The sequence below is a fragment of the Rhodococcus jostii RHA1 genome (assembly GCF_000014565.1).
GTDB lineage: Bacteria > Actinomycetota > Actinomycetes > Mycobacteriales > Mycobacteriaceae > Rhodococcus_F > Rhodococcus_F jostii_A.
In genome coordinates this window covers 5,858,095-5,880,082 of sequence record NC_008268.1, presented here as the reverse complement: position 1 = coordinate 5,880,082, position 21,988 = coordinate 5,858,095, and the positions used below count along the sequence as shown (strand labels likewise).

Here is a 21,988-nt window from a genome sequence, read left to right as displayed (position 1 = left end):
CTGATCTGTACGCTATTCGGACAGGCCGATCGCCCGGTTCCCGCGCGTCGACGACCGCAACTGACCGGTTCACCCATCATGTTGATTGCTCTCCCAGTGCCTCGTTCAAGATCGGGCCGACGACGGCGAGAGCGTCCGGTGACGTCATCTGCCAATGCGTGACTGCCACGGCATGGTTGTGCACCACCCCCGTGACCGCGTTCTCCCATCCGCGGGCCGCCCTCGCGCCGGTGGCATCGTCGGCCGCCGCGGTGAAGAACACAATGTCTCCGTCGAAGCATGCAGGCCGGTATTCCGACATCAACCTCGAGTTACGGTCCGCCGCCGACACCAGCCGCCCCACGACCTTCACGGCTTGCTCTACGGAGTGCCCGGACATTTCGGCCAGCGCGACAGCGACACCACCGAGGCTCGGGTCGGAGATGCGCTCGACTGCTGTCTCTTCGATACCGAACCCACCCAGCAACTCACTCACCGAGACATCCGTGGGCGACCCTTCCTCGACCGCCGTCGCGCCTGCGAAGCTGTCCATCATGGCCAGCAATTCCACACCCTCGCCGGCTGCCTGAATCCGGATCGCCATCGCATGCGCGATGACACCGCCGAGTGACCAGCCGAGCAGTCGGTACGGACCGGATGGTCGGATACGGCGGATCTCACGGATGTAACGGTCCGCAAGTTCATCGAGAGACTCCGGAAGATAGCTGTCCTCGAGAATCGACGGACTCTGGATCCCGTAGATCGGCAGATCAGAGTCGATGTACTGACGTAGACCCGAGTAGCACCACGACAGTCCGACGATGGGATGGATACAAAACAGCGGCGCTCCCGCTTCACCGTCCGCTCGGATCCGAAGCAGCGGCCCGAACCCTTCCTCCACCGGACCCGTGGCTCCGTTCTCGATCCGAGCGGCCAATGCTTCGACGGCGGGATCCGTGAACAGCCACTGCAACGGAACTGCCGCACTCAGGTCTTGCTTCAATCGGGCGACGACCCTGGGCGCGACCAGGGAATTGCCGCCCAACGCGAAGAAGTCGTCATCCAGCCCCACCTGTTCGACACCGAGGATGTCGGTGAAGGCCGAGGCAACGATTCGCTCGACGCGCGTCGTCGGCCCCCGGAACTCCCGCTTCGTGAACTCCGGGGCCGGCAATGCGTTCCGGTCAAACTTGCCACTCGCGGTCAGAGGCAATTGGTCGAGCACCATCAGCACATCCGGCACCATGTACTGGGGCAGCGACCTGCCGGCCGTGGCACGGACCGATTCCACGTCGACCAACCGACCCCCTTCGGGGACCACGTACCCGACCAGCTGCTGACCGAAGTCGCCGTCGTGGACGATCACAACGGCCTGCGCGATCGTCTGCTGCGCCACCAGCGCGGTCTCGATCTCGCCAAGCTCGATACGCAGCCCGCGCACCTTCACCTGAGAGTCCAACCGACCCAGATACATCAGCTGTCCGCGTGGATTCCACTTGACCACGTCCCCCGTGCGATAGAGACGCGTCCCTGCTGCCCCGAACGGATCGGCCACGAATCGCTCCGCCGTCAGCCCCTGGCGGCGATGATAGCCGCGGGACAGCTGCACTCCTGCCAGATACAGCTCTCCTTCGACCCCGATGGGCACCGGGTGGAGACGTCGATCCAAGACCAGTGCGGTGGTGTTCCACACAGGTTCACCAATCGGTACTGATTCCCGCTCGAGTCCGTCGCATCGGTGGGACGTCGCAGTGACCGCATATTCGGTGGGACCGTACTTGTTGTCGAGACGAGCCTTCGACCGCGACGCACATCGCCCAGACAACTCCACCGGCAATTCTTCCCCACCGGCAAAAACACACCGCAACGAATCCGGTAGAAACGCCTCCGGATCGGCCAGGAGCGTCGCCAGCATCGACGGTACGAACGCGGCCACGGTAACACCGGAGTCTTGCATCAGTGACAGCAAATAGTCCGGATCCCGATGCCCGTCTGGACGCGCGACTATCATCCGGGCACCGACGGCCAGCGGAACCAGTAATTCCCACATCGACACGTCGAACGTCACCGGCGTCTTCTGCACCACGACATCCGAGTCGCCGAGCTCGTATTCGGCTGCCAACCAGGCCATTTGGTTGACAATCGCGCGGTGGCTGACCGAAACCCCTTTGGGTCGTCCGGTCGATCCCGATGTAAAGATTACGTACGCCAGATTTTCCGGCCGTGCGGACGTCACGACTTCGGACTCCCCAACCGGCTCGGACGAATACACCGACAAATCCGGGGCGTCAATGTTCAGCACTCGATTCCGGGACGTGTCGAATCCGTCTCGGGCGGTGGACAGGACGCACACGGGTCCTGTGGTTTCCAGGATGTAGTCGTTGCGTGCCGGGGGTTGATCAGGGTCCAACGGCACGAATGCAGCACCCGTTCGGAGCACCGCGTAGATTCCTGTCACCAACTCCAGCGACCGGCGAATCCCCAATGCCACCAACGACTCCGGTCCCACACCCTCGTCGATCAATCTACGGGCCAATCGGTTCACCCGAGCAGAGAACTCGGCATAGGACAGCGACTCGTTGTCGTACACGATTGCCACTGCGTCCGGTGTTCGGGCCACCTGCGCATCGAATCCGTCGAGCAGCAATCCATCCGGGACGTCGTGTCCTGTGATGTTCCACTCGCGCAGCATCTGACGCCGCTCGTTCTCTTCGACGATCGAGACGTCGCCCACCGGAATCATCGGATCATCCACCACCACTTCGAGAATTCGCACGAACCGCCGCGCGATCTCGCGCACAGTCGCGCCGTCGAATACATCCGTCGCGTAGGACAGCCTTCCCACGAATCCACCCCCGCCGTCTGCCGACTCACCCACAGTCATCGACAGGTCGAACTGCACCGCTTGCCGATCGACCTCCACCGGCGAGACCGTCAATCCCGGAAGCTCTACCGTCGGCCGATTGAAATTCTGAAACGCCAACATCACCTGGAACAACGGAGAGAACGACTGAGAACGAATCGGATTCAACTTTTCCACCAATCGCTCGAACGGAACGTCCGCCCGAGAGAACGCCTCGAGATCGACATCGCGCATCCGCCCCAGTAGCTCCGCGAACGATTCGTCCGGCTCGTATTGAGCCCGCAACACCAACGTATTGACGAACATGCCCACCAGATCGTCCAACGCCGCATCACCACGGCCCGCGATCGGCGACCCGATCGCGATATCGGTCGCCCCACTCAGCCGCGCCAAGAGCACCGCTAACGCCGCATGCACCACCATGAACGGCGTCGCACCCGCCTCTCGCGCCAGCGACACGAGACGCGCCACCGTTGCCGCCGGCACGGTGAAGTCCACGCTGGAACCGAGGCCCGACCGCACCGGCGGGCGTGGCCTGTCGGTAGGTAACGCCAGCGCATCCGGCAGCCCCGACAACGCATCCAACCAGTACGCGATCTGCTGCGACATCAACGATCCCGGATCGTCCTCCGAACCCAGCACCTCTCGCTGCCACAACGCGTAATCCGCATACTGCACCGGCAACGGCGTCCAGGACGGCTCATGCCCTGCGTGCCGGGAGGCATATGCCACCAACACGTCTCGGCCCATCGGTCCGGTCGAGAAACCGTCCGCGCAGATATGGTGCACCACCACCGCCAAGATGTGCTCGGACTTCGACACCCGGTACAGCGCCCCGCGCACCGGCACCGATACCGTGACCTCGAAGCCCGCCGTGAGCAATGCAGCCACCCGCATCCGCAGCTCTTCCTCGTCCGCGACCGGAATCGGCGTCAGGTCCATCGACACTCCCGACGCATGCACGATGCGCTGTGCCGGCCCCTGGTCCGAGTCCGGGAACACCGTCCGCAAGGCCTCGTGCCGAGCGAACACGTCGAGCACCGAAGCCTGTATCGCTGCCACATCCAATTCACCGGACAGGCGGACCACAAGCGGAATGTTGTATGCCGCCGACTCCGGGTCGAACTGGTTGAGGAACCACATCCGCTGCTGCGCCAACGACAACGGAATCCGCGCCGGCCGCACCCGCCGCGTCAACGCCGGCCGCCCACCTTCACCGGCATGCTGCTCGGCCCGCACCGCCAGCGCCGCCACCGTCGACGCCTCGAAGATCACCCGAACCGGCACACGGGTGTCCAACGCCGCACCCAACCGGGACACCAATTGCGTCGCAACCAACGAATTGCCGCCCAAAGCAAAGAAATCGTCATCCAGACCGACCCGCTCGAGCCCCAGCACCTCCGCGAAAATACCCGCCACGACCTCCTCGACCGGCGTAGTCGGCGCCCGAAACCCCCGAACGACGAACGACGGCGCGGGCAACGCCCGTCGGTCGAGCTTCCCACTGGGATTCAACGGCAACGCGTCGAGCACGACCAGCACGTCAGGCACCATGTAGTTCGGCAGCGATGTGCTCACCACCTCGCGTGTCGCCTCGACGTCGACGGTCCGCCCGCGGGTCGGCAGCACATACCCGACCAATTGCTGACCGAATTCACCGTCGCGCACGACCACCACGGCCTGGTCCACCGACTCGTCTGCCGTCAGCGCGGTCTCGATCTCCCCGAGTTCGATCCGCAGACCACGTAGCTTCACCTGGAAATCGGTGCGGCCCAGGTATTCGAGGTCACCGTTCGAATTCCACCGCACCAGATCACCCGTGCGGTACAGCCGCTCACCGGAGTCGGCGAAGGGATGGGCGACGAAACGTTCTGCCGTCAGCGCCCCGCGGGCGTGGTAGCCGCGGGCGAGCTGGATTCCGGCGAGATACAGCTCCCCCGGCACGCCGACGGGCACGCGGTGTAACCGGCGGTCCAGCACGAACGTGCGAGTGTTCCGTATCGGTCTCCCGATCGGTATCGGACCCGACGCGCCCGCCAGGCAGCGATGCACGGTCGAGGTCACAGTCACTTCCGTCGGACCGTAGGTATTGTCCAGCACTGCCTCGGTGCGCGCGGCGAACCGAGCAGCCAACTCCGAGGGCAACGCTTCTCCGCCGACCGAGACATACCGCAGCGACCGCGGCAGCGCGAGCGACGACTCCGCGAGGAACAACGCGAGCATCGACGGCACGAATTCCAAGATCGTGACGTGCCACCGGTCCGACATCCGCATCAGGTACTCGGGATCACGATGTCCTCCAGGCGCGGCAATCACCAATCGAGCACCGACCTGTAGTGGATAGAACAACTCCCACACCGATGCGTCGAACGTAATGGGCGTCTTGTGCAACACAGTGTCGCGATCGCCGAGCGCGTAGCGGCTACGCATCCACGCAATCTGGTTGACCACCGAGCGGTGGCTGACCGCGACGCCTTTCGGTCGCCCGGTGGATCCGGACGTGAAGATCGCGTAGGCGAGATTCTCGGGGCGCAGCGGAGCCAGCCTGGACGCGTCGGTCACCGCCTCCGCGTCGAAGACCGACAGGTCCAGCACGTCGACTTCGACGGCGTCCACCGCCGCCGGCAGGTCGTCGCGGTCCCTGGACGTGGTCAGCACCACAACAGGTTTCGCGGTCGCCATCACGTACTCGGTGCGGTGTGCAGGGTGCTCCGGATCCAGCGGCAGGTACCCGGCACCGGCTTTGAGCACACCGTAAATGCTCACCATCATCGCGAGGGAGCGACTCATGCCCAGCCCCACCAGCGACTCCGGTCCTACCTCTCGTGAGATCAAGTATCGGGCCAGCTGATTCGCGCGAGAATCGAACTCGGCGTATGTCAACGACTGTTCCTCGAACACCACCGCCACCGCATCCGGCGTCCGGCGTACCTGCTCGTCGAAGAGCTGCACGAGTGTCCCGCCCTCGACAACCACGGCTGTGGCATTCCATCGATCCATCGCCGCACGCTCATCGACGCTTCGCAACTCGATCTCGCCGACCGGTATGGTCACATCGCGTGTGACCGCCTCGAGGATGGTGACGAGTTGGGTCGCGAATCGGGCGACCGTCGATTGCTGGAACAGGTCGAGCGCATAGACGATTGATCCCTCGATTCCGGTCCGATGCCCCTCGGAATCCGAGGTGGCGGTGAAATGGAGCTCCAGATCGAGTTTCGCACCGACGATGTCCGTTTCCAGCGGGGCGATTTCCAGGCCCGGCAGAGTCACCCTGGACCGGACGAAATTGTGAACCACCAGCAGTACCTGGAACAGCGCTGAATGGGCCGTGGAGCGCCTGGGATTGAGGACTTCCACCAGGCGTTCCAGCGGAACGTCGGGATTGCCGAATGCGGCGAGGTCGACTTCCCGGACATCGGCCAGAATGTCGGCGAACGACATTGCGGGGTCGACGCGGCTGCGCAGCACCAGCGTGTTTCCGAACATGCCGATGAGGTCGTCGAGTGCCGGGTCGCCGCGTCCGGCTATCTGTGTGCCGATGGGGATGTCCTCAGTTCCGCTCAGGCGGGCCATCAGCACCGCCAGCGACGCGTGGACGACCATGAAGAAGGTCGAGTTATATTCTTGTGCAAGGTATTCGATACGCTCGGCCAGATTCGAACTCAGGGTGAAGCCGACCTTGGCGCCGCGCGGTGATTGTACTGCCGGACGCGGATGATCCGTCGGCAGCTCCACCATCTCCGGCAGATCTGCCAGTACCTCGGTCCAATAGCGCAGTTGTTCCGAGATCACTGACGTCGGATCGTCCTCCGCGCCGAGAATCTCCCGCTGCCACAGGGTGTAGTCCACGTATTGCACCTCGAGCGGCGACCAGCCGGGCTCATGTCCCTCACGCCGCGCGGCGTACGCCACCACGATGTCGCGCGACATCGGTGCTGCTGAGCCGCCGTCGCTGGAAATGTGATGCACTACCATCGCCAGCACGAACTCGTGGTCGCCGAGCTGGAATAGCTTCACGCGCAACGGGACTTCCCGGGCCACGTCGAACCCGCACACGACGAAGTCGAACACGAGGGCATGGACCTCCTCCGGAGCGACCCGCTCCGGCGTCAAAGTCAGCTCGAGCGCCGATGTGGGGACGATTACCTGCGAGGGTCCGTGGTCCGAGTCCGGGAACATCGTGCGCAACGCTTCGTGCCGGTCGATCACGTCGACCAGCGCGGTCTGCAGCAATTCGATGTTCAGATCACCGGACAGCCGAATTGCCAGAGGAATGTTGAAGGCCGCCGACTCCGGATCGAACTGGTTGAGGAACCACATCCGCTGCTGCGCCAACGACAACGGAATCCGCGCCGGCCGCACCCGCCGCGTCAACGCCGGCCGCCCACCTTCACCGGCATGCTGCTCGGCCCGCACCGCCAGCGCCGCCACCGTCGACGCCTCGAAGATCACCCGAACCGGCACACGCGTGTCCAACGCCGCACCCAACCGGGACACCACCTGCGTCGCAACCAACGAATTACCGCCCAACGCAAAGAAATCGTCATCCAGACCGACCCGCTCGAGCCCCAGCACCTCCGCGAAAATACCCGCCACGACCTCCTCGACCGGCGTAGTCGGCGCCCGAAACTCCCGAACGACGAACGACGGCGCGGGCAACGCCCGTCGGTCGAGCTTCCCACTGGGATTCAACGGCAACGCGTCGACGACCATCACCCGCGACGGCACCATGTAGTTCGGCAGCGTCTCACCCACCCTGATGCGCAGCGCCTCCGGGTCCAGGGCCGCCTTGGAGTCGGCCACTACGTATCCCACCAGTTGTTCACCGGTGTGGGGATCGTGGCGCAAGACCACGACGGTCTGCGCGACTCCTTCGCACCTGCTCAGTGCTGCCTCGATCTCGCCGAGTTCGATCCGCAGACCCCGCAATTGCACCTGTGAGTCGATTCGCCCGACGAAGTCCAGTCGCCCGTCTCTCGTCCACCGCACCAGATCGCCCGTGCGGTACATCCGTTCGCCGGAACCCCCGAACGGATTGGCCACGAATCGAGCTGCCGTGAGTGCACCGCGGGCATGGTAGCCGCGGGCGAGCCCACGGCCCGACAGATACAGTTCGCCGATCACGCCGACCGGAGAGGGATGCAGCCTCGCGTCGAGGACAACCGCTCCGGCGCCCTCGATCGGGGTGCCGATCGTAATTCGTTCCTCCGGGACGAGCGCCTCGGTCATGGAGATGATGATGGTGGTCTCTGTGGGACCGTAACTGTTGTAGAAACGACAGAAGGGTGCGAACTTCGCGACCAACTCCGGTGGGCAGACGTCTCCGCCGACGACAACGGCCTGGAGTTCGTCGAGCCCGCCCGGGTCGACGATCCCCAGGGCCGCCGGGGCCGTGATGATGTGGGTGACCCGTTCGACGCGCAGCAACTCCGCGAGCTCGCTGCCACCGATGATCTCGGGTGGGGCGACCACCAGGGTGGCTCCGGCACTGAACCCCGCGATCATCTCGAACACCGACGCGTCGAAGCTCGACGACGAGAGCCTCAGCACCCGGGAGTTGCCGGTCAAGTTCAGTTCGAGGCGGGCGTCCGCACAGAACGACGCCAGCCCGGCATGGGCTACGACAACTCCCTTCGGAACCCCGGTCGAACCCGACGTGTAGATCATGTAGGCCGCATTGGTCCATGTCACCGGCGCACGCCGCTCGGCGTCGGTGATCTCTGCCGACGAAAACCCGTCGCACAGTTCCTGCACTTCGCCCGCGGTGGGTACGAGCCAGGCAACCTTCCCCGGGAGTGACGTGGTTTCGGCACTGGTAAGACCGATGACGGCCCCGGAATCGACCAACATGTGCTCGATCCGCTCGACCGGCAGTTTCGGATCGACCGGCACGAACCCGCCACCCGTCTTCACGACCGCCCACACCGAAACCACTGATTCGATGGATCGAGCGAAGGACAACGCGACAAATGTCTCGGGACCGACACCCCGCGAGATCAACAATCGGGCCAGTCGGTTCGATCGGGAGTCGAGGTCCGGATACGACATCTGCACGCCACCGCAGGTCAACGCAACACCCAATGGGTTCGACGCGACGCCGGCCGCCAGAATCTCCGGCAACGTCCGTGCCGGCACAGGCAGTGGCACCGGGGCCGCACCCGCGAGCACCCGTTGCCGCTCGGCCGGACCCAGCACGTCGATGTCGCCCACCGGGACGGATGGATTCTCGACGACCGCCTCGAGCACCCGCAAAAACCCTTCTGCGATGCCGCGCACCGTCGAAGCATCGAAGATGTCAGTCGTGTACGACAGCCTCCCCCCATACCCGCCCCCGCCCGCCTCACTCAGAGTCATCGAGAGGTCGAACTGCGCAGCCTCCCACTCGACCGCCACCGGTGACACCGTCAACCCCGGAAGCTCCACCCTCGACGGCGCGAAATTCTGGAACGCCAACATCACCTGAAACAACGGCGAGAACGACTGCGACCGTACTGGATTCAGCTTCTCCACCAACCGCTCGAACGGAACATCAGGCCTGCCGAACGCCTCGAGGTCCGAATCGCGTACCCGCCCCACCAGCTCCGCGAACGACCGACTCGGCTCACAATCGGCCCGCAGCACCAACGTATTGACAAACATGCCCACCAGATCGTCCAACGCCGCATCACCACGGCCCGCGACAGGCGACCCGATCGCGATGTCGGTCGACCCACTCAACTTCGCCAACAGCACCGCCAACGCCGCATGCACAACCATGAACGGTGTCGCGCCATGCTCACGGGCCAGCGACACGAGACACACCACTGTTGCCGCCGGCACCGCGAAATCGACACTCGCGCCCGCCCCCGACCGCACCCCCGGACGTGGCCGGTCGAGCGGCAGAGCCAGCACATCCGGCAGACCCGCGAGCGCATCCGCCCAGTGCTCGAGCTCCTGCGACATCAGCGACGTGGGATCGTCCTCCGAGCCGAGAACGTCACGTTGCCACAGGGCGTAATCCGCATACTGCACTGGCAGCGGGGTCCACGACGGCGCGTCGCCGGCTGTGCGCGTGGAGTACGCGTGCACCAGATCGCGGGCAAGAACCTGGATCGACCAACCGTCGATGCTGATGTGGTGCACCACCATCACCAACACGTGTTCGTCAGGAGCCTCGCACCGCACCAATGTCAGAGCGATCGGGATTTGCGTGGTCACGTCGAATCCGCGTGTCACTGCCGCTCGGATCCGTGCATCCAGAGCAGCGGCCGGGACGACGTCGGGCACAACGTCGATCAGATCGCCGGTCGCGGCGTGATCGGCCGGCAGCACCAGCTGATACGGGCCGTCAGGGGATTGGGGAAACATCGTCCGCAGCGATTCGTGCCGATCGAGGATGTCCGCGGCGGCCCGGCGGAGGGCGTCGACGTCGAGGGAGCCGGACAGCCGCAGTGCCGCCGCCACGTTGTAGGCACTCGACGTGGGATCGAACTGATTGAAGAACCACATTCGGGTCTGAGCCAAGGACAGGGGAAGCCTGTCCGGCCTCGGGCCGGACACGAGCGTGGGGCGCGGTCCCGCACCGGCGTGCGTCCGGTCGACGACGGTGGCCAGAACCCCGACGGTGGGCGCCTCGAACAGCGAGCGCACGTTCAACCCGGTGCCGAGCTCAGCGTTGATCCGGGCTACCACACGGGTCGCGATGAGGGAGTTGCCCCCGAGATCGAAGAAATTGTCCGACATACCGATCCGCGAAGCGCCGAGTACGTCCGCGAGAATCTCCGCGAGGACGTATTCGGTCGGGGTGCCGGGCGGGACGAACTGCGCCGAACTCGCGAACTCCGGGACCGGCAGTGCCTTGCGGTCGAGTTTGCCGTTCGCGGTCAAGGGCAGTTGCGCGAGCACGACCAGCGCCGACGGCACCATGTATCGGGGAAGCGTGGCGGCCGCGAAATCGAGGACGGCCCGCTCGGCCGGGGACCTCCCGGGCGCAGGCACCACGTATCCGGCGAGGTAGTCGCCGGTGGACCCGTCGTTGCGGACCAGTGCCACCGCCTGTGCAACATCGCCGTGCCGGAGCAGCGCCGCCTCGATATCACCGAGTTCGATGCGCTGGCCGCGAAGCTTGACCTGGAAGTCCGTGCGACCCAGGTATTCGAGCTGCCCGGTCGGCAGCCACCGAACCAGGTCACCGGTGCGGTACAGCCGACTACCGACTCGCACATTTCCCGCCGCCACGAAGGGGTTCGCGACGAACCTGTCCGCCGTCAGATCGGACCGGCCCTGGTATCCGCGGGCGAGCTGCACGCCGCCGAGATACAACTCCCCCGCCACGCCCACCGGAACCGGTTGCAGGCGTCCGTCGAGCACATAGGTCTGGGTGTTCCAGATCGGCGCTCCGATCGGCACGGTGGTCTCGTCCGGCCCGGTCTCGTAGTAGGTCACGTCGACCGATGCCTCGGTGGGACCGTACAGGTTGTGCAGCTCGGCCTCGCTCGCGCGGTGCAGCGCCGCCGCCGTCATAGGCGGCAGCGCCTCACCACTGGTGAACACCCGACGCAATGAACTGCACCCGTCGACATGCGCCCCGGCGAGGAATACGGCGAGCATCGACGGCACGAAATGCACGGTGGTCACAGATTCTGCGCGGATCACCCGCTCGAGATAGGCGGGGTCACGGTGCCCGTCCGGCTCGGCGATCACCAGTCGCGCGCCGGTCTGCAACGGCCAGAACAACTCCCACACCGACACGTCGAATGTCACGGGGGTTTTGTGGAGAACCACGTCGTCGTCGCTCAGCGGGTATCGATGCTGCATCCACAGCAGCCGGTTGACGATGCCCTCGTGCGGCACTGCCACACCCTTGGGTCTGCCCGTGGAGCCGGAGGTGAAAATGACATACGCAGGGTTTCGGGTATGCAACGGCCCCAACCGGTCCCGGTCCCGGACGGGGTCATCGGACAGCGCCGATACATCGAGGGTGTCGAGGTCGACGGCCGGAACCTCGGCGGGCAGCGCGACGCGATCGGCGGTCATGGTGAGAACGACGATTGGACCGGCGGTTGCCACGACGTACGCGATCCGCTCGGCCGGCTGGTCCGGGTCTATCGGGACGTACGCGCCGCCGGCCTTGATCACGGCGTAGATTCCCACCAGCAGATCCACCGAGCGTCGCACCGCTACACCCACGAGCGATTCGGGCCCCACACCGCCGCTGATCAGGAACCGCGCCAGCTGATTCGCGCGGGCGTCGAACTCTGCGTACGTCACCCCCGTCCCCTCGAACACGACGGCTGGGGCGTTCGGCGTGTGCGCCACCTGCGCGTCGAACAGCTCGGCGAGGGTGAGGCGCGGCACCTGGTGTTCCGTTGCATTCCAGGTGTCGACCACCAGCTCCCGTTCCGTCGGAACGAACAGGTCGACGTCGCCGACCGGGGTGCCTGCATCGCGCGCGATGGTCTCGAGAATCCCGATCACACGCGCCGCGAGTGTCGTGACGGTAGCGCGATCGAAAATTCCGTGCTGGTAACGCAGGCTCAACCGCAGTCGAGGTTCGAGGATCGACAGCAGGGTGATCGGATAGTGCGTGGCGTCACGCGCATCGAGAGCGGTCACTCGCATCCCCGCGATGTCGGTGTGCTCGTCGAATCCGGACTTGTCGACGGGGTACGACTCGAACACCGACAACGTGTCGAACAGGTTGCCCAGACCCATGCGTGCCTGGATGTCACCGAGCCCGAGGTAATGGTGATCGAGCAGGGAAACTTGCTCACCCTGGAGGCGGGTGAGCAGCTGCGCACACGTCTCGTCCGGGTCGATCCGCATTCGCACGGGCACGGTGTTGATGAAAAGTCCCAGCATGCTCTCGACACCGGACAGCTGCGGCGGCCGACCCGACACGGTGGCACCGAACACCACGTCGCGACGGGAGAGCAACCGGGACAGCAGCATTCCCCACGCCGCCTGGACGACGGTGTTCATGGTGACTCCATGGCGCGCCACCACCGTGTCGAGCGCATCGATCAGGGCCGCGGGCAGCGCGATGTCAACCTCAGCCGGCACGCCGAACTGTTCCGAGGACGCGTGCGGCGCAAGCAGTGTCGGCTCTTCGAGCCCCTCCAGCGCACGTTCCCAGGCGCGGAAGGACGCGTCGCGGTCGCGTGTCGCCACCCATTCCAAGTACGTGCTGTACGGCCGCGGCTCCGGGAGGGCGGGAGCGTCGTCCGCGGCATAGCGAACCAGCAGCTCGCGCACCAGCAGTGGCATCGACCATCCGTCGAGGATGATGTGATGGTTCGTCAGTGCCAGCACGTACTGTCCTGGTGCGGTGCGGATCAACAGCAGACGCAGCAGCGGAGGACGGGTGAGGTCGAATCGGGCGACACGGTCGTCGTCGAGGAGACGCTCGAGTTCCTCTCCCGCGGCCGTCCCGTACCCGGTCAGATCCACCTCACGCCACGGCACGTCCACGGTGTCGACAACCAACTGCGCCGGGAGACCGTGGTCGTCGTACTCGAACGCGGCACGCAGATTGGCGTGGTGTGCGAGCACGCCTGCGGCGGCACGGCGCAACCGCGCGGAGTCGACCGCGCCCTCGAGGTCGATGCGCAGTTGCGCGGTGTAGATGTCCAGCGAATCGGCGGCCAGCGTCGAGTGGAACAGCAGACCGGACTGCAACGGGGACAGCGACCAGATCTCTCGTAGCCCCGGGTACAAGCGCTCCCAATGCTCGATCCGACTCTGGCTCACCGTGACCAGCTGGCAATCGGACGGTGTCAGACCACCCGCGACGGACTGAACCGTGTGCGCGGCAAGACCATCGAGGGCGCTTCGCCACAGATCCGCGAGGGCGGCGACGTCGGAGTCGCGGATCACCCCGGTCGGATACGCGAACGATGCCGTCAACCGGGGTCCCTCGGGGCTGTCGACCACCATCGCGTTGATGTCGATCACCGCAGCCACAGCCATGCCGGATCCGCTCGCTCTGATCAGGTCCGGTGCCTCGGGGTCCGGCAGCCAGCCGAGATCCTGCAAGTCGCCGAGGTGTTGCACGCCCATGCGGCCCAGGTAGTTGAAACTGATCTGCGGCTCCGGAAGACCCCCGAGAATCGACCTCGCGCTCTCGTCGAGATGCCGAAGCAATCCAAATCCGACGCCACGGGCAGGCACCGCGACGAGCTGTTCCTTGACGGCCTTGATCACGACACCGGCAGCATGTCCACCCTCGAACGCCCCGCCGAGTTCGACGGCCGGCAGTTCGAGCCGGACCGGGAAGGCGCTGGTGAACCAACCGACGGTACGTGCAAGATCCGCGCCGGCCACCGCCTCCTCCTCGCGCCCATGACCTTCCAACGTCAGTAACACCGAACGCTCGTCGATCCCGTGCGAGTGTCGCCACTGCACGACCGCCATCGCCAGCGCCGACAGGAGTCCGTCGTTGACGCCGCAGCCGAACACATCGGGAAGTCGAGCGAGCACCGCATCGGTCACTGCGGGACTCACATCGATATGTACCCGCTCGGTCGTGCGCATCGTGTCGATCGCGGGCGCGACCGGTCGTGTGCCGATCTGTGGGTCAGGACCGCTGAGAACCTCTCGCCAGTAGGGTAATTCGTCTGTGTGCACTCCTCGATCTGCCGCGTCCTGCAGCCCATACGCCCAGCGGCGGAACGACGTGCCCACCGGGGCCAGCGTCGGCGTCTGCCCCGCGCCCAGCTGCAGCCACGCCGTCGCGAGGTCCGGCAACAGCACGCGCCACGACACACCGTCCACCACCAGGTGATGCGCGATAACCAGCAGTCGGCCTGGTGCGCCCGCAGATTCGGAGACACACCACACCAGCTGGAGCATGATCCCGTTTTCCGGGTCCAGGCGGGCCGCAGCCGCCGCACACTCGGCGCTCACCACGTCGGTGAACGTGCGGCTGCCGGGTGCCGCCGCCGTGACGATCCTCGAAATCCGATCGCCGGCCGGAACGCTACCGGCAGCCGTCGTTTCGAACGCCCAGGTACCGTCGTCGTCGGGGACGAACTTCGAACGCAGGGCATCATGGTGATCGAGCACCGCCGCGAGCGTCGCACTCAACCGATCCGGATCGACATCAGACGGCAAGGTCAGCAGCAGCGCCTGGAAGAAGTCGGCGAAGGGGCCCCGCTCGAGCATCGAGTACATGATCGGCGTCGGTGGGATACGCCCGACGCCGCCGCCCTCGAGCTCCTCGAGGACGACCGCCGATTCTGCCTCCACCGGCACCGCCACCGCGGCGATTCCGGCTATCGTCTTGTGCTCGAATACGGCCCGCGCACTGAAGCTGAGACCGAACGCCCTGGCTCGGGCGGCGATCTGCATCGCGACGATGCTGTCGCCGCCGAGCGCGAAGAGACTGTCGTCCACACTGACCCGGTCGAGGCCGAGTGCCTCGGCGACGAGACCCGAGAGTTGCTCCTCCGCCGGTGTCGAGGCGGCGCGGAACTCGTGTTCAGTTGATCCGAAGTGTGGTTGCGGCAGTGCGCTGCGGTCGAGTTTGCCGGCCGCCGTCACCGGCACGTGTTCGAGCCGCATTACCGCCGACGGGATCATGTGGGACGGCACGATTTCGGCGACGCCCTCGACAATCGCGACCGGATCGAATTCACGACCGGTGTCGAGGCGCACGTACGAGACCAGCGCCGTCGTGCCACCCGCCGTCCGATGAACCACCGTCGCCGCGAAGTTGACGCCGTCCTGGGCGAGCAGTGCCGAGTCGATCTCGCCGAGTTCGATGCGGAAGCCACGGATCTTGACCTGGGTGTCGGACCGGCCGATGAACTCGAGCGTGTAGTGCCCCGCCTCGGTTCCCTGAGACGACCGCACCCAGCGCACCTCGTCACCGGTGCGGTAGAGCCGAGACCCCGGCTCACCGAAGGGATTGGCCACGAATCGGTTCGCCGTCAGCCCGTGCCGATGGTGATAGCCGCGTGCGATTCCGGGGCCGGCGAGGTAGAGCTCACCCACCACCCCGGCGGGCACCGCGCGGAGCTTGCGGTCGAGCACCACGACGCTCGTACCCTGGATCGGGCGGCCGATGGTAATCGGTTCGCCCGGCATCAGCGGCTCACCTGCGGTGATGATGATGGTCGTCTCGGTCGGCCCGTAACTGTTGGTGAAGCGGCACACCTGGCCGAACCGCTCCACGAGGTCGGGGGTGCACACGTCCCCGCCGACCACCACCGCCTCGAGATGTTCGAGCCCACGCGGGTCGACTGTGTTCATCACCGTGGGAGCCGTGATGATGTGGGTCACCTGCTGTTCGCTCAGCAGGTCGACGAGGTCGCTGCCACCGTGCACCTCGGGCGGGGCGACGACCATCGTGGCGCCGGCGCTGAAGGCCTGGATCATCTCGAATACCGAGGCGTCGAAGCTGGCCGACGAGAACCGCAGCATCCGCGATTCGTCGTGAACGCCGAGTTCCGGGCGGGCGCCGGCAGCGAAGTTCGACAGACCGGTGTGGGTGACGACGACGCCTTTCGGAAGCCCGGTCGATCCCGATGTGTAGATCATGTACGCGGGGTGGTGGACCGACAGCGGGGCGCGGCGATCCGCATCGCCGATCGCGGCCCTCCGCTGTCGGTCACAGCGTGCGCGCACCTCGTCGTCGTCGACGACGAGCCAGTGAATTCCGTCGGGCAGCGTTGCACGCAGTTCGTGCAGCGTGAGCCCCACCAGTGCCCCCGAATCGGACAGCATGTGCGCGACTCGCTCGGGTGGGAGCTTCGGATCGACAGGCACGAAGGCGGCCCCGGTCTTGGCGACCGCCCAGAACGCGACGAGTGACTCCGCCGACCTGGGGAGACTCAGCGCGACGAAGGTTTCCGGTCCGGCCCCCGATTCGATCAGTAGTCGGGCCAGTTGATTGGATCGCTGGTCGAGCTCGCGGTACGTGACCTCCCGTCCCGCCGCCCGAATCGCGACTGCGCCCGGTGCGGCGGCAACGCCGTCGGCCAGCAAGTCGGGGAGGAGCCGCTCCGGCTCTGCCTGCGGACCGCGACATGGCACGAGACCTGCGCGTTCGTCGGCGTGCAGCACGTCGAGAGCGGCGATGCGGTCGGTGGCCGCTGACGCGAAGGCGGCGAAGAATTCGAGGAACCGGACATGGTGACCGCGCAGCTCCTGTTCGGTGTACAAATTCGGGTTGGCCTCGAAGTCGACCTGCGCCACGTCGCCTGCGACGCCGGGATAGATGTTCACTGCGAGGTCCTCCACCGGACCGGTGGTCAGCACGTGGAGCCTGCCGATCGACGGACCGAGCCGAATCTCGTCGTGGAACATCATGATGTTGATCGACGGCCCGAAAAACCCCCGGCGACCACCCAGGACGCCCGCGTCCCGCCGTATGTCCTCGTGCCGGTACCTCTGGTGACGTAGTGCTCCGGTCAACTCCCGTTGCGTCCGTCTCATCAAGTCGACGGGGGTCGTTTCGTCCCCGACCGAGAGTCGGATCGGAAGGACGTTGGCGATCATGCCGCCCGAGCGGCGCAGCCGGGCGGTGGTGCGTGCCGAGACCGGCAGGCTCAACACCACGTCGTCCTGGCCGGTCAGGCGGGCCAAGAATGCAGCGACGGCAGCCACCGCGGCTGTCGCGAACGTCGCCCCGGGTTCCCGGTCGGTCAGACTCTGCAGTGCGGCTGTCGTGGCGGCGGGCAGCGGTGCGCTGCTCACCAGCGACTGCGCGCCGATCTCGGCCGCTCGCCCGGCGAGGCTGATCGTCGGTGGAAGATTGTGGCTGCGTTCGGCCCAGTACTTGCGGTCCGTCTCGAACCGGCTCGAGGTGCGGTAGCGCGCCTCTTCTTCGACGACCTCCCGCAGTCCACTGGCGGTGAATTCGGCCGGCGCGCGACCCTCGACCGCCGCGGTGTACAGCTCCGCGGCACGGTTCATGAACGTCATGGCGCCGAAGCCGTCGAGGGCGATGTGGTGAATTCGCGAGTACCAGAAGTAGCAGTCGTCGGCGACGCGCAACATTGCCGAACGGATCAGCCGATCATGGAGGAGATCAATCGGGTTGCTGCATTCGGCGCGCATCCACGCGAGAGCCGCAGCCCGGGGATCAGGGTCGGAACGGAAGTCGAGATGTGTCATCTCGAAGCCGAGCGACTCGTCGACCGTCTGGAGCGGCTCACCGTCCCACTCGACGATTCGGAGCAGTCCGGTACCGAGTTCCCGGAGTGCGGCGGGTCCGATCCGTGCGAGCAGGCCGATGTCGAGATCAGCGATACCGACCTCTACGTACTGAGCAATGACGATCGGAACGTCGCCCAGCAGGTGCTGGGCGAACCACATTCCACGCTGAGCGGCGGAGAGTGGGAACATCTCGGACGGCCATACAGCCTTTGCCATCACCGTGTCCGAAAGGACCGAAGTCGTATCGAAATCGTCCAGCGATGACACCCTCGGCCCTCGGCAATCCATGTATCGACACTGAAGCGCGCCAAGGGGAACACCCGTTTCACTCAGCTGCGGTTATCGACTCCTCTTTCCGACGCTACTCGCGGCCCAGCCGTCGACGCGATACCTCACTCCGTTGATACCGCGCGGTCTCTAAATCTCGGCGATCAGAGAAGAGCACAACAAATGGTTTGTTTTGTGCATCACGCCGTTTGGATTCCGGGTGGACGGTCAGCCGTTGGGCGGTCGCCACAGTTCGAGTCGCGGAATGTCCGGTGGCTCGAATCCCAGTACCTGTCCGTAGAAGGACAATTCGGCGTTGCGGGAGCTGATCAGGGTGGCGAGCTTCCGGAATCCGTGCGACTCCCCCTCGTACTCGAGGTATGCGTGCGGGATGCCCTTCTCCACGAGCGCATCCCGGAACCGTTCCGCCTGCGACGGCGGCACGATCGGATCGTCGAGCCCCTGCAGGAGCAGAACCGGGCAGTTCAGTCCGGCAACGTTGTTCAGCGGGGCACGCTCGGCGTAGAGGTCGGCCGCCTCGGGCAGCGGGCCGATCAGGCCGTCGATGTACCGGGACTCGAAATCGTGCGTCTCCTTCACGAACCCGTCGAGTTCGGCCACCCCGAAGTAGGACGCACCGCACGCGAACACGTCCGACGTGGTCAGCGCCGCGAGCACGGTCCACCCGCCGGCGGATCCGCCCTCGATCGCGAGCCGGCCGGGGTCCGCCATGCCCGCGTCGGCGAGGCCGGTCACCGCCGTCACCACGTCCTCGACGTCGACGACCCCCCACTGTCCCCGCAACCGGTTGCGGTACTCGCGCCCGTATCCCGTGGAACCGCCGTAGTTCACGTCGACGACGCCGATGCCGCGGCTGGTGAAGAACGCGAACACCGGATTCAGCGAAGGCGCGACCCGCGACGTCGGTCCGCCGTGCACGAACGCCACGTACGGCGGCAACTCCCCGTCCTCGCCCCGGTACCGCGGGTGACGCGGCGGGTAGGCGATCACGTGGACTTCGCGTTCGGCGCCCTGGAACGTCAGCTGCCGGGCCTCGGGGAGATATGCCGCCTCGGGAAGTTCGGTGACCGACAGCCGGACCGTGCGGAGTGCGCCGGTGTCGAGGTCGAGTTCGCGCAGGCCCGACGGGGTCTGGGCGCCGCCGGTGAGCAGCAGGATCCGGTTGCCGTTGCGGTCCCCGAGGCCGACGCTGGTGAGCCCGTCCAGCGGGATGTCGACTAGCGAACCGGTCGCGGGATCGAGGACGGCGAGGGTGTCGGTTCCGAACGTCCGCACGGTCAGGAGCGTGCCGTCGTCGCGGCGGGTGTGCCAGCGGCCGCCGAGCATCCACAGCGCGCCGCCGAAGTCGGCGTCCATCGGGCACAACGCGACCGGGTCGGGATCGTCGATGCCGACGCGGTAGAGATTCCACCAGCCGCTGCGATCGCTGATCGTGTACAGCTCGGTGGGCCCGACCCATTCCGGTTGCAGCACCGATTCCTCGGGACCGCCGAGAAGTGTCCGCACCTTCCCGGTCACGCGGCCGCCCTCGACCGCCACGACCCTGAGCTCGGTGCCGTCCCACGGCATCTGCGGGTGATCCCATGCGATCCAGGCGAGGTGCCTGCGATCCGGGGACAGCCGCGGATTGGCCAGGAAATCGGAGCCGGCGACGACGGACCGCACCCGGTGTGGATCGTTCGCCGCCGACCCGTCCAGCGGAATCACGCAGATGTCGCGGGAGACGCCGCCGTCCGCGTCGTGCATCTCGCGGACGGCCCACACCTCGCCGTCGACCACCGACAGGTCGCCGTACCGCAGCGAGCACGGCTGCGGCGGTTCCGGTGTCAGCGGCACCGGGGTCCCGCCTTCGAGCAGGTACAGACGCTGATCGCTGAACTCGGCGAACACCAGGCGGCCGGCGTCGGTGACGGTCCAGGCGCCGCCGCCGTACTCGTGAACCCGGGTGCGGGCGTTCCACGGCGCGGGCAGGACGTCTTCCGGTTCGTCGTCCAGACCGAGGCGCCGCACCGCGACCCGCCCGCCTTCGCTGGGTCGCAGTTCCGACCACCACACGTCGTCGCCCACGTACCGGCCGCCCTCGACGGGGTGGCCGCTGGAGGCGAGATCCGCCGCCGCGATCGGAGAGGGCCAGGAACCGTAAGGCGCAGAGGTCATCCGCCGAGGATATTCCGCCGTCCCCTACTCCGCAGGCAGCCACGCGCCGTGCAGGCCCGCCGGAACCCGGATCGGCAGCCGCACCTTCCCGATCGGCCCCGCCCCGGGGTCGTCGGCGGGCAGCACGAAGAACCAGGACGACATGTCGCGCCGGTCGGTGCCGATCATTCCCCAGTACTCGTGCTCGGCGCCGGGCATGAAGATCGGCTCACCCACCGACACGCTCCCCGGATCCCAGTGCGCCTCGGTGCCGCGGGCCGTGTCGAAGAACCACAGCGAATCCTGCCGCCCCTGGCTGCGGTCGAGTTTGCCGACGGTCGCCACCGCCCGGTGCCCTCGGGTGAGCTCGCGGTCGTCGACCCGCGGGAACTCGACGTCGCGGTCGCACACCACCTCTCGCGTCACCCGCCCGCTGTCGGGGTCGACGACGGCGCGAACCAGGGAGCCGAGCGACGGCGACGGGGCCTTCGCGAACCCACCGGGATACGTCCACTCCACATAGTCGACGCTCACCTTCCCGTCGGGCAGATCGAAGGCGTTCGCGAAATGCCACACCCAGTAGGCGTCGTGCGTCGACCACCGGACCGGACCGCCGTCGCGGGGCACCAGCGCGATCCTCGTCCCGTCCTCCGGCCGCCAGTCGAGCACGGACCCGCCGGTCAGGACGGCGGCGATGTCGAAGACCAGCGGGCACAGCATCAGAACGATGTAGCGCTCGGTCAGTGCCATGTCGTGGATCATCAGCGGGGTGTCCGCGCCCTCGACCACGGTCGGTGTCCGCGCGACCGAGCCGTCGGGGTTGACCACCGACCACGTCAGGTACGGGGCCTCGAGCATGTAGTTGAACAGCACCATCTGTCCGGTGACCGGGTCGATCTTGGGGTGCGCGGTGCTCCCCACACCCATGGCGCCGTCACAACTCTCTCGTCCCAGTGTGCTCAGGTCGGCGGGGTCGAGGCGGAAGGGCAGCGTGGTCTCGGCCATCGCGAGCAGCCGTCCGCCGTGCCGGACGATGTTGATGTCGGGCAGCTCGCGCGACGTGCCCGCGAGTTCGGGGCCGACTTCGTCCTCCGTCGGTGTGTAGAGGTCGGTGACCCCGGGCCAGATGACGTGCCCGGCCTTCTCCTCCGCCTGCACCATCGGGGTTCGGACGAAGCGGTTGGTGTACCGGGCCGTGCCGTCGGCCAGTTCGATTCGGTGGACCATGCCGTCGCCGTCGAGCGGGTAGACGTACGTGCCGATCGGGTCGAACCGCGGGTTGGGACCGTTGCGCAGATAGGCGCCGTGCAGATCGGCGGGCAGCTCGCCGATCACCTCGAGACCCCGGACGTCCACCTCCTCCCGTTGCGGCGCGAACACCCCGACGAGATGGCTGTGGTGCGCGATGTCGACAGGTCCGGGACGACGGGATACCGGTGCTGACATGTACGTCATTCCCTCCGGGCGCGGTGAACACGAGACGGATCCGACCCCCTCTCGAGGGTACGGCGGCCACCTGCGCGGGCGGGGTGTTTCGACGACGCGCCGGCGGTCCTGTACCCACCAGTAGAAATCCGGTTGCCC

Annotated in this window: 3 protein-coding genes; all 3 read right to left on the bottom strand. The window is 66.3% G+C overall.

Annotated elements, in window-relative coordinates:
• Positions 1–76: 76 nt before the first annotated feature.
• Positions 77–18,268, bottom strand: a complete 18,192-nt coding sequence (locus RHA1_RS26665; RefSeq protein ID WP_011597658.1) for a non-ribosomal peptide synthase/polyketide synthase — start codon at positions 18,266–18,268, stop codon at positions 77–79.
• Positions 18,269–18,475: 207 nt separating this feature from the next.
• Positions 18,476–20,425, bottom strand: a complete 1,950-nt coding sequence (locus tag RHA1_RS26660) for a S9 family peptidase (protein ID WP_011597657.1) — start codon at positions 20,423–20,425, stop codon at positions 18,476–18,478.
• A 24-nt stretch (positions 20,426–20,449) separates the two neighbouring features.
• Complete coding sequence (locus RHA1_RS26655; RefSeq protein WP_011597656.1) at positions 20,450–21,850, bottom strand: carotenoid oxygenase family protein; 1,401 nt, start codon at positions 21,848–21,850, stop codon at positions 20,450–20,452.
• Between the last annotated feature and the right edge of the window lie 138 nt (positions 21,851–21,988).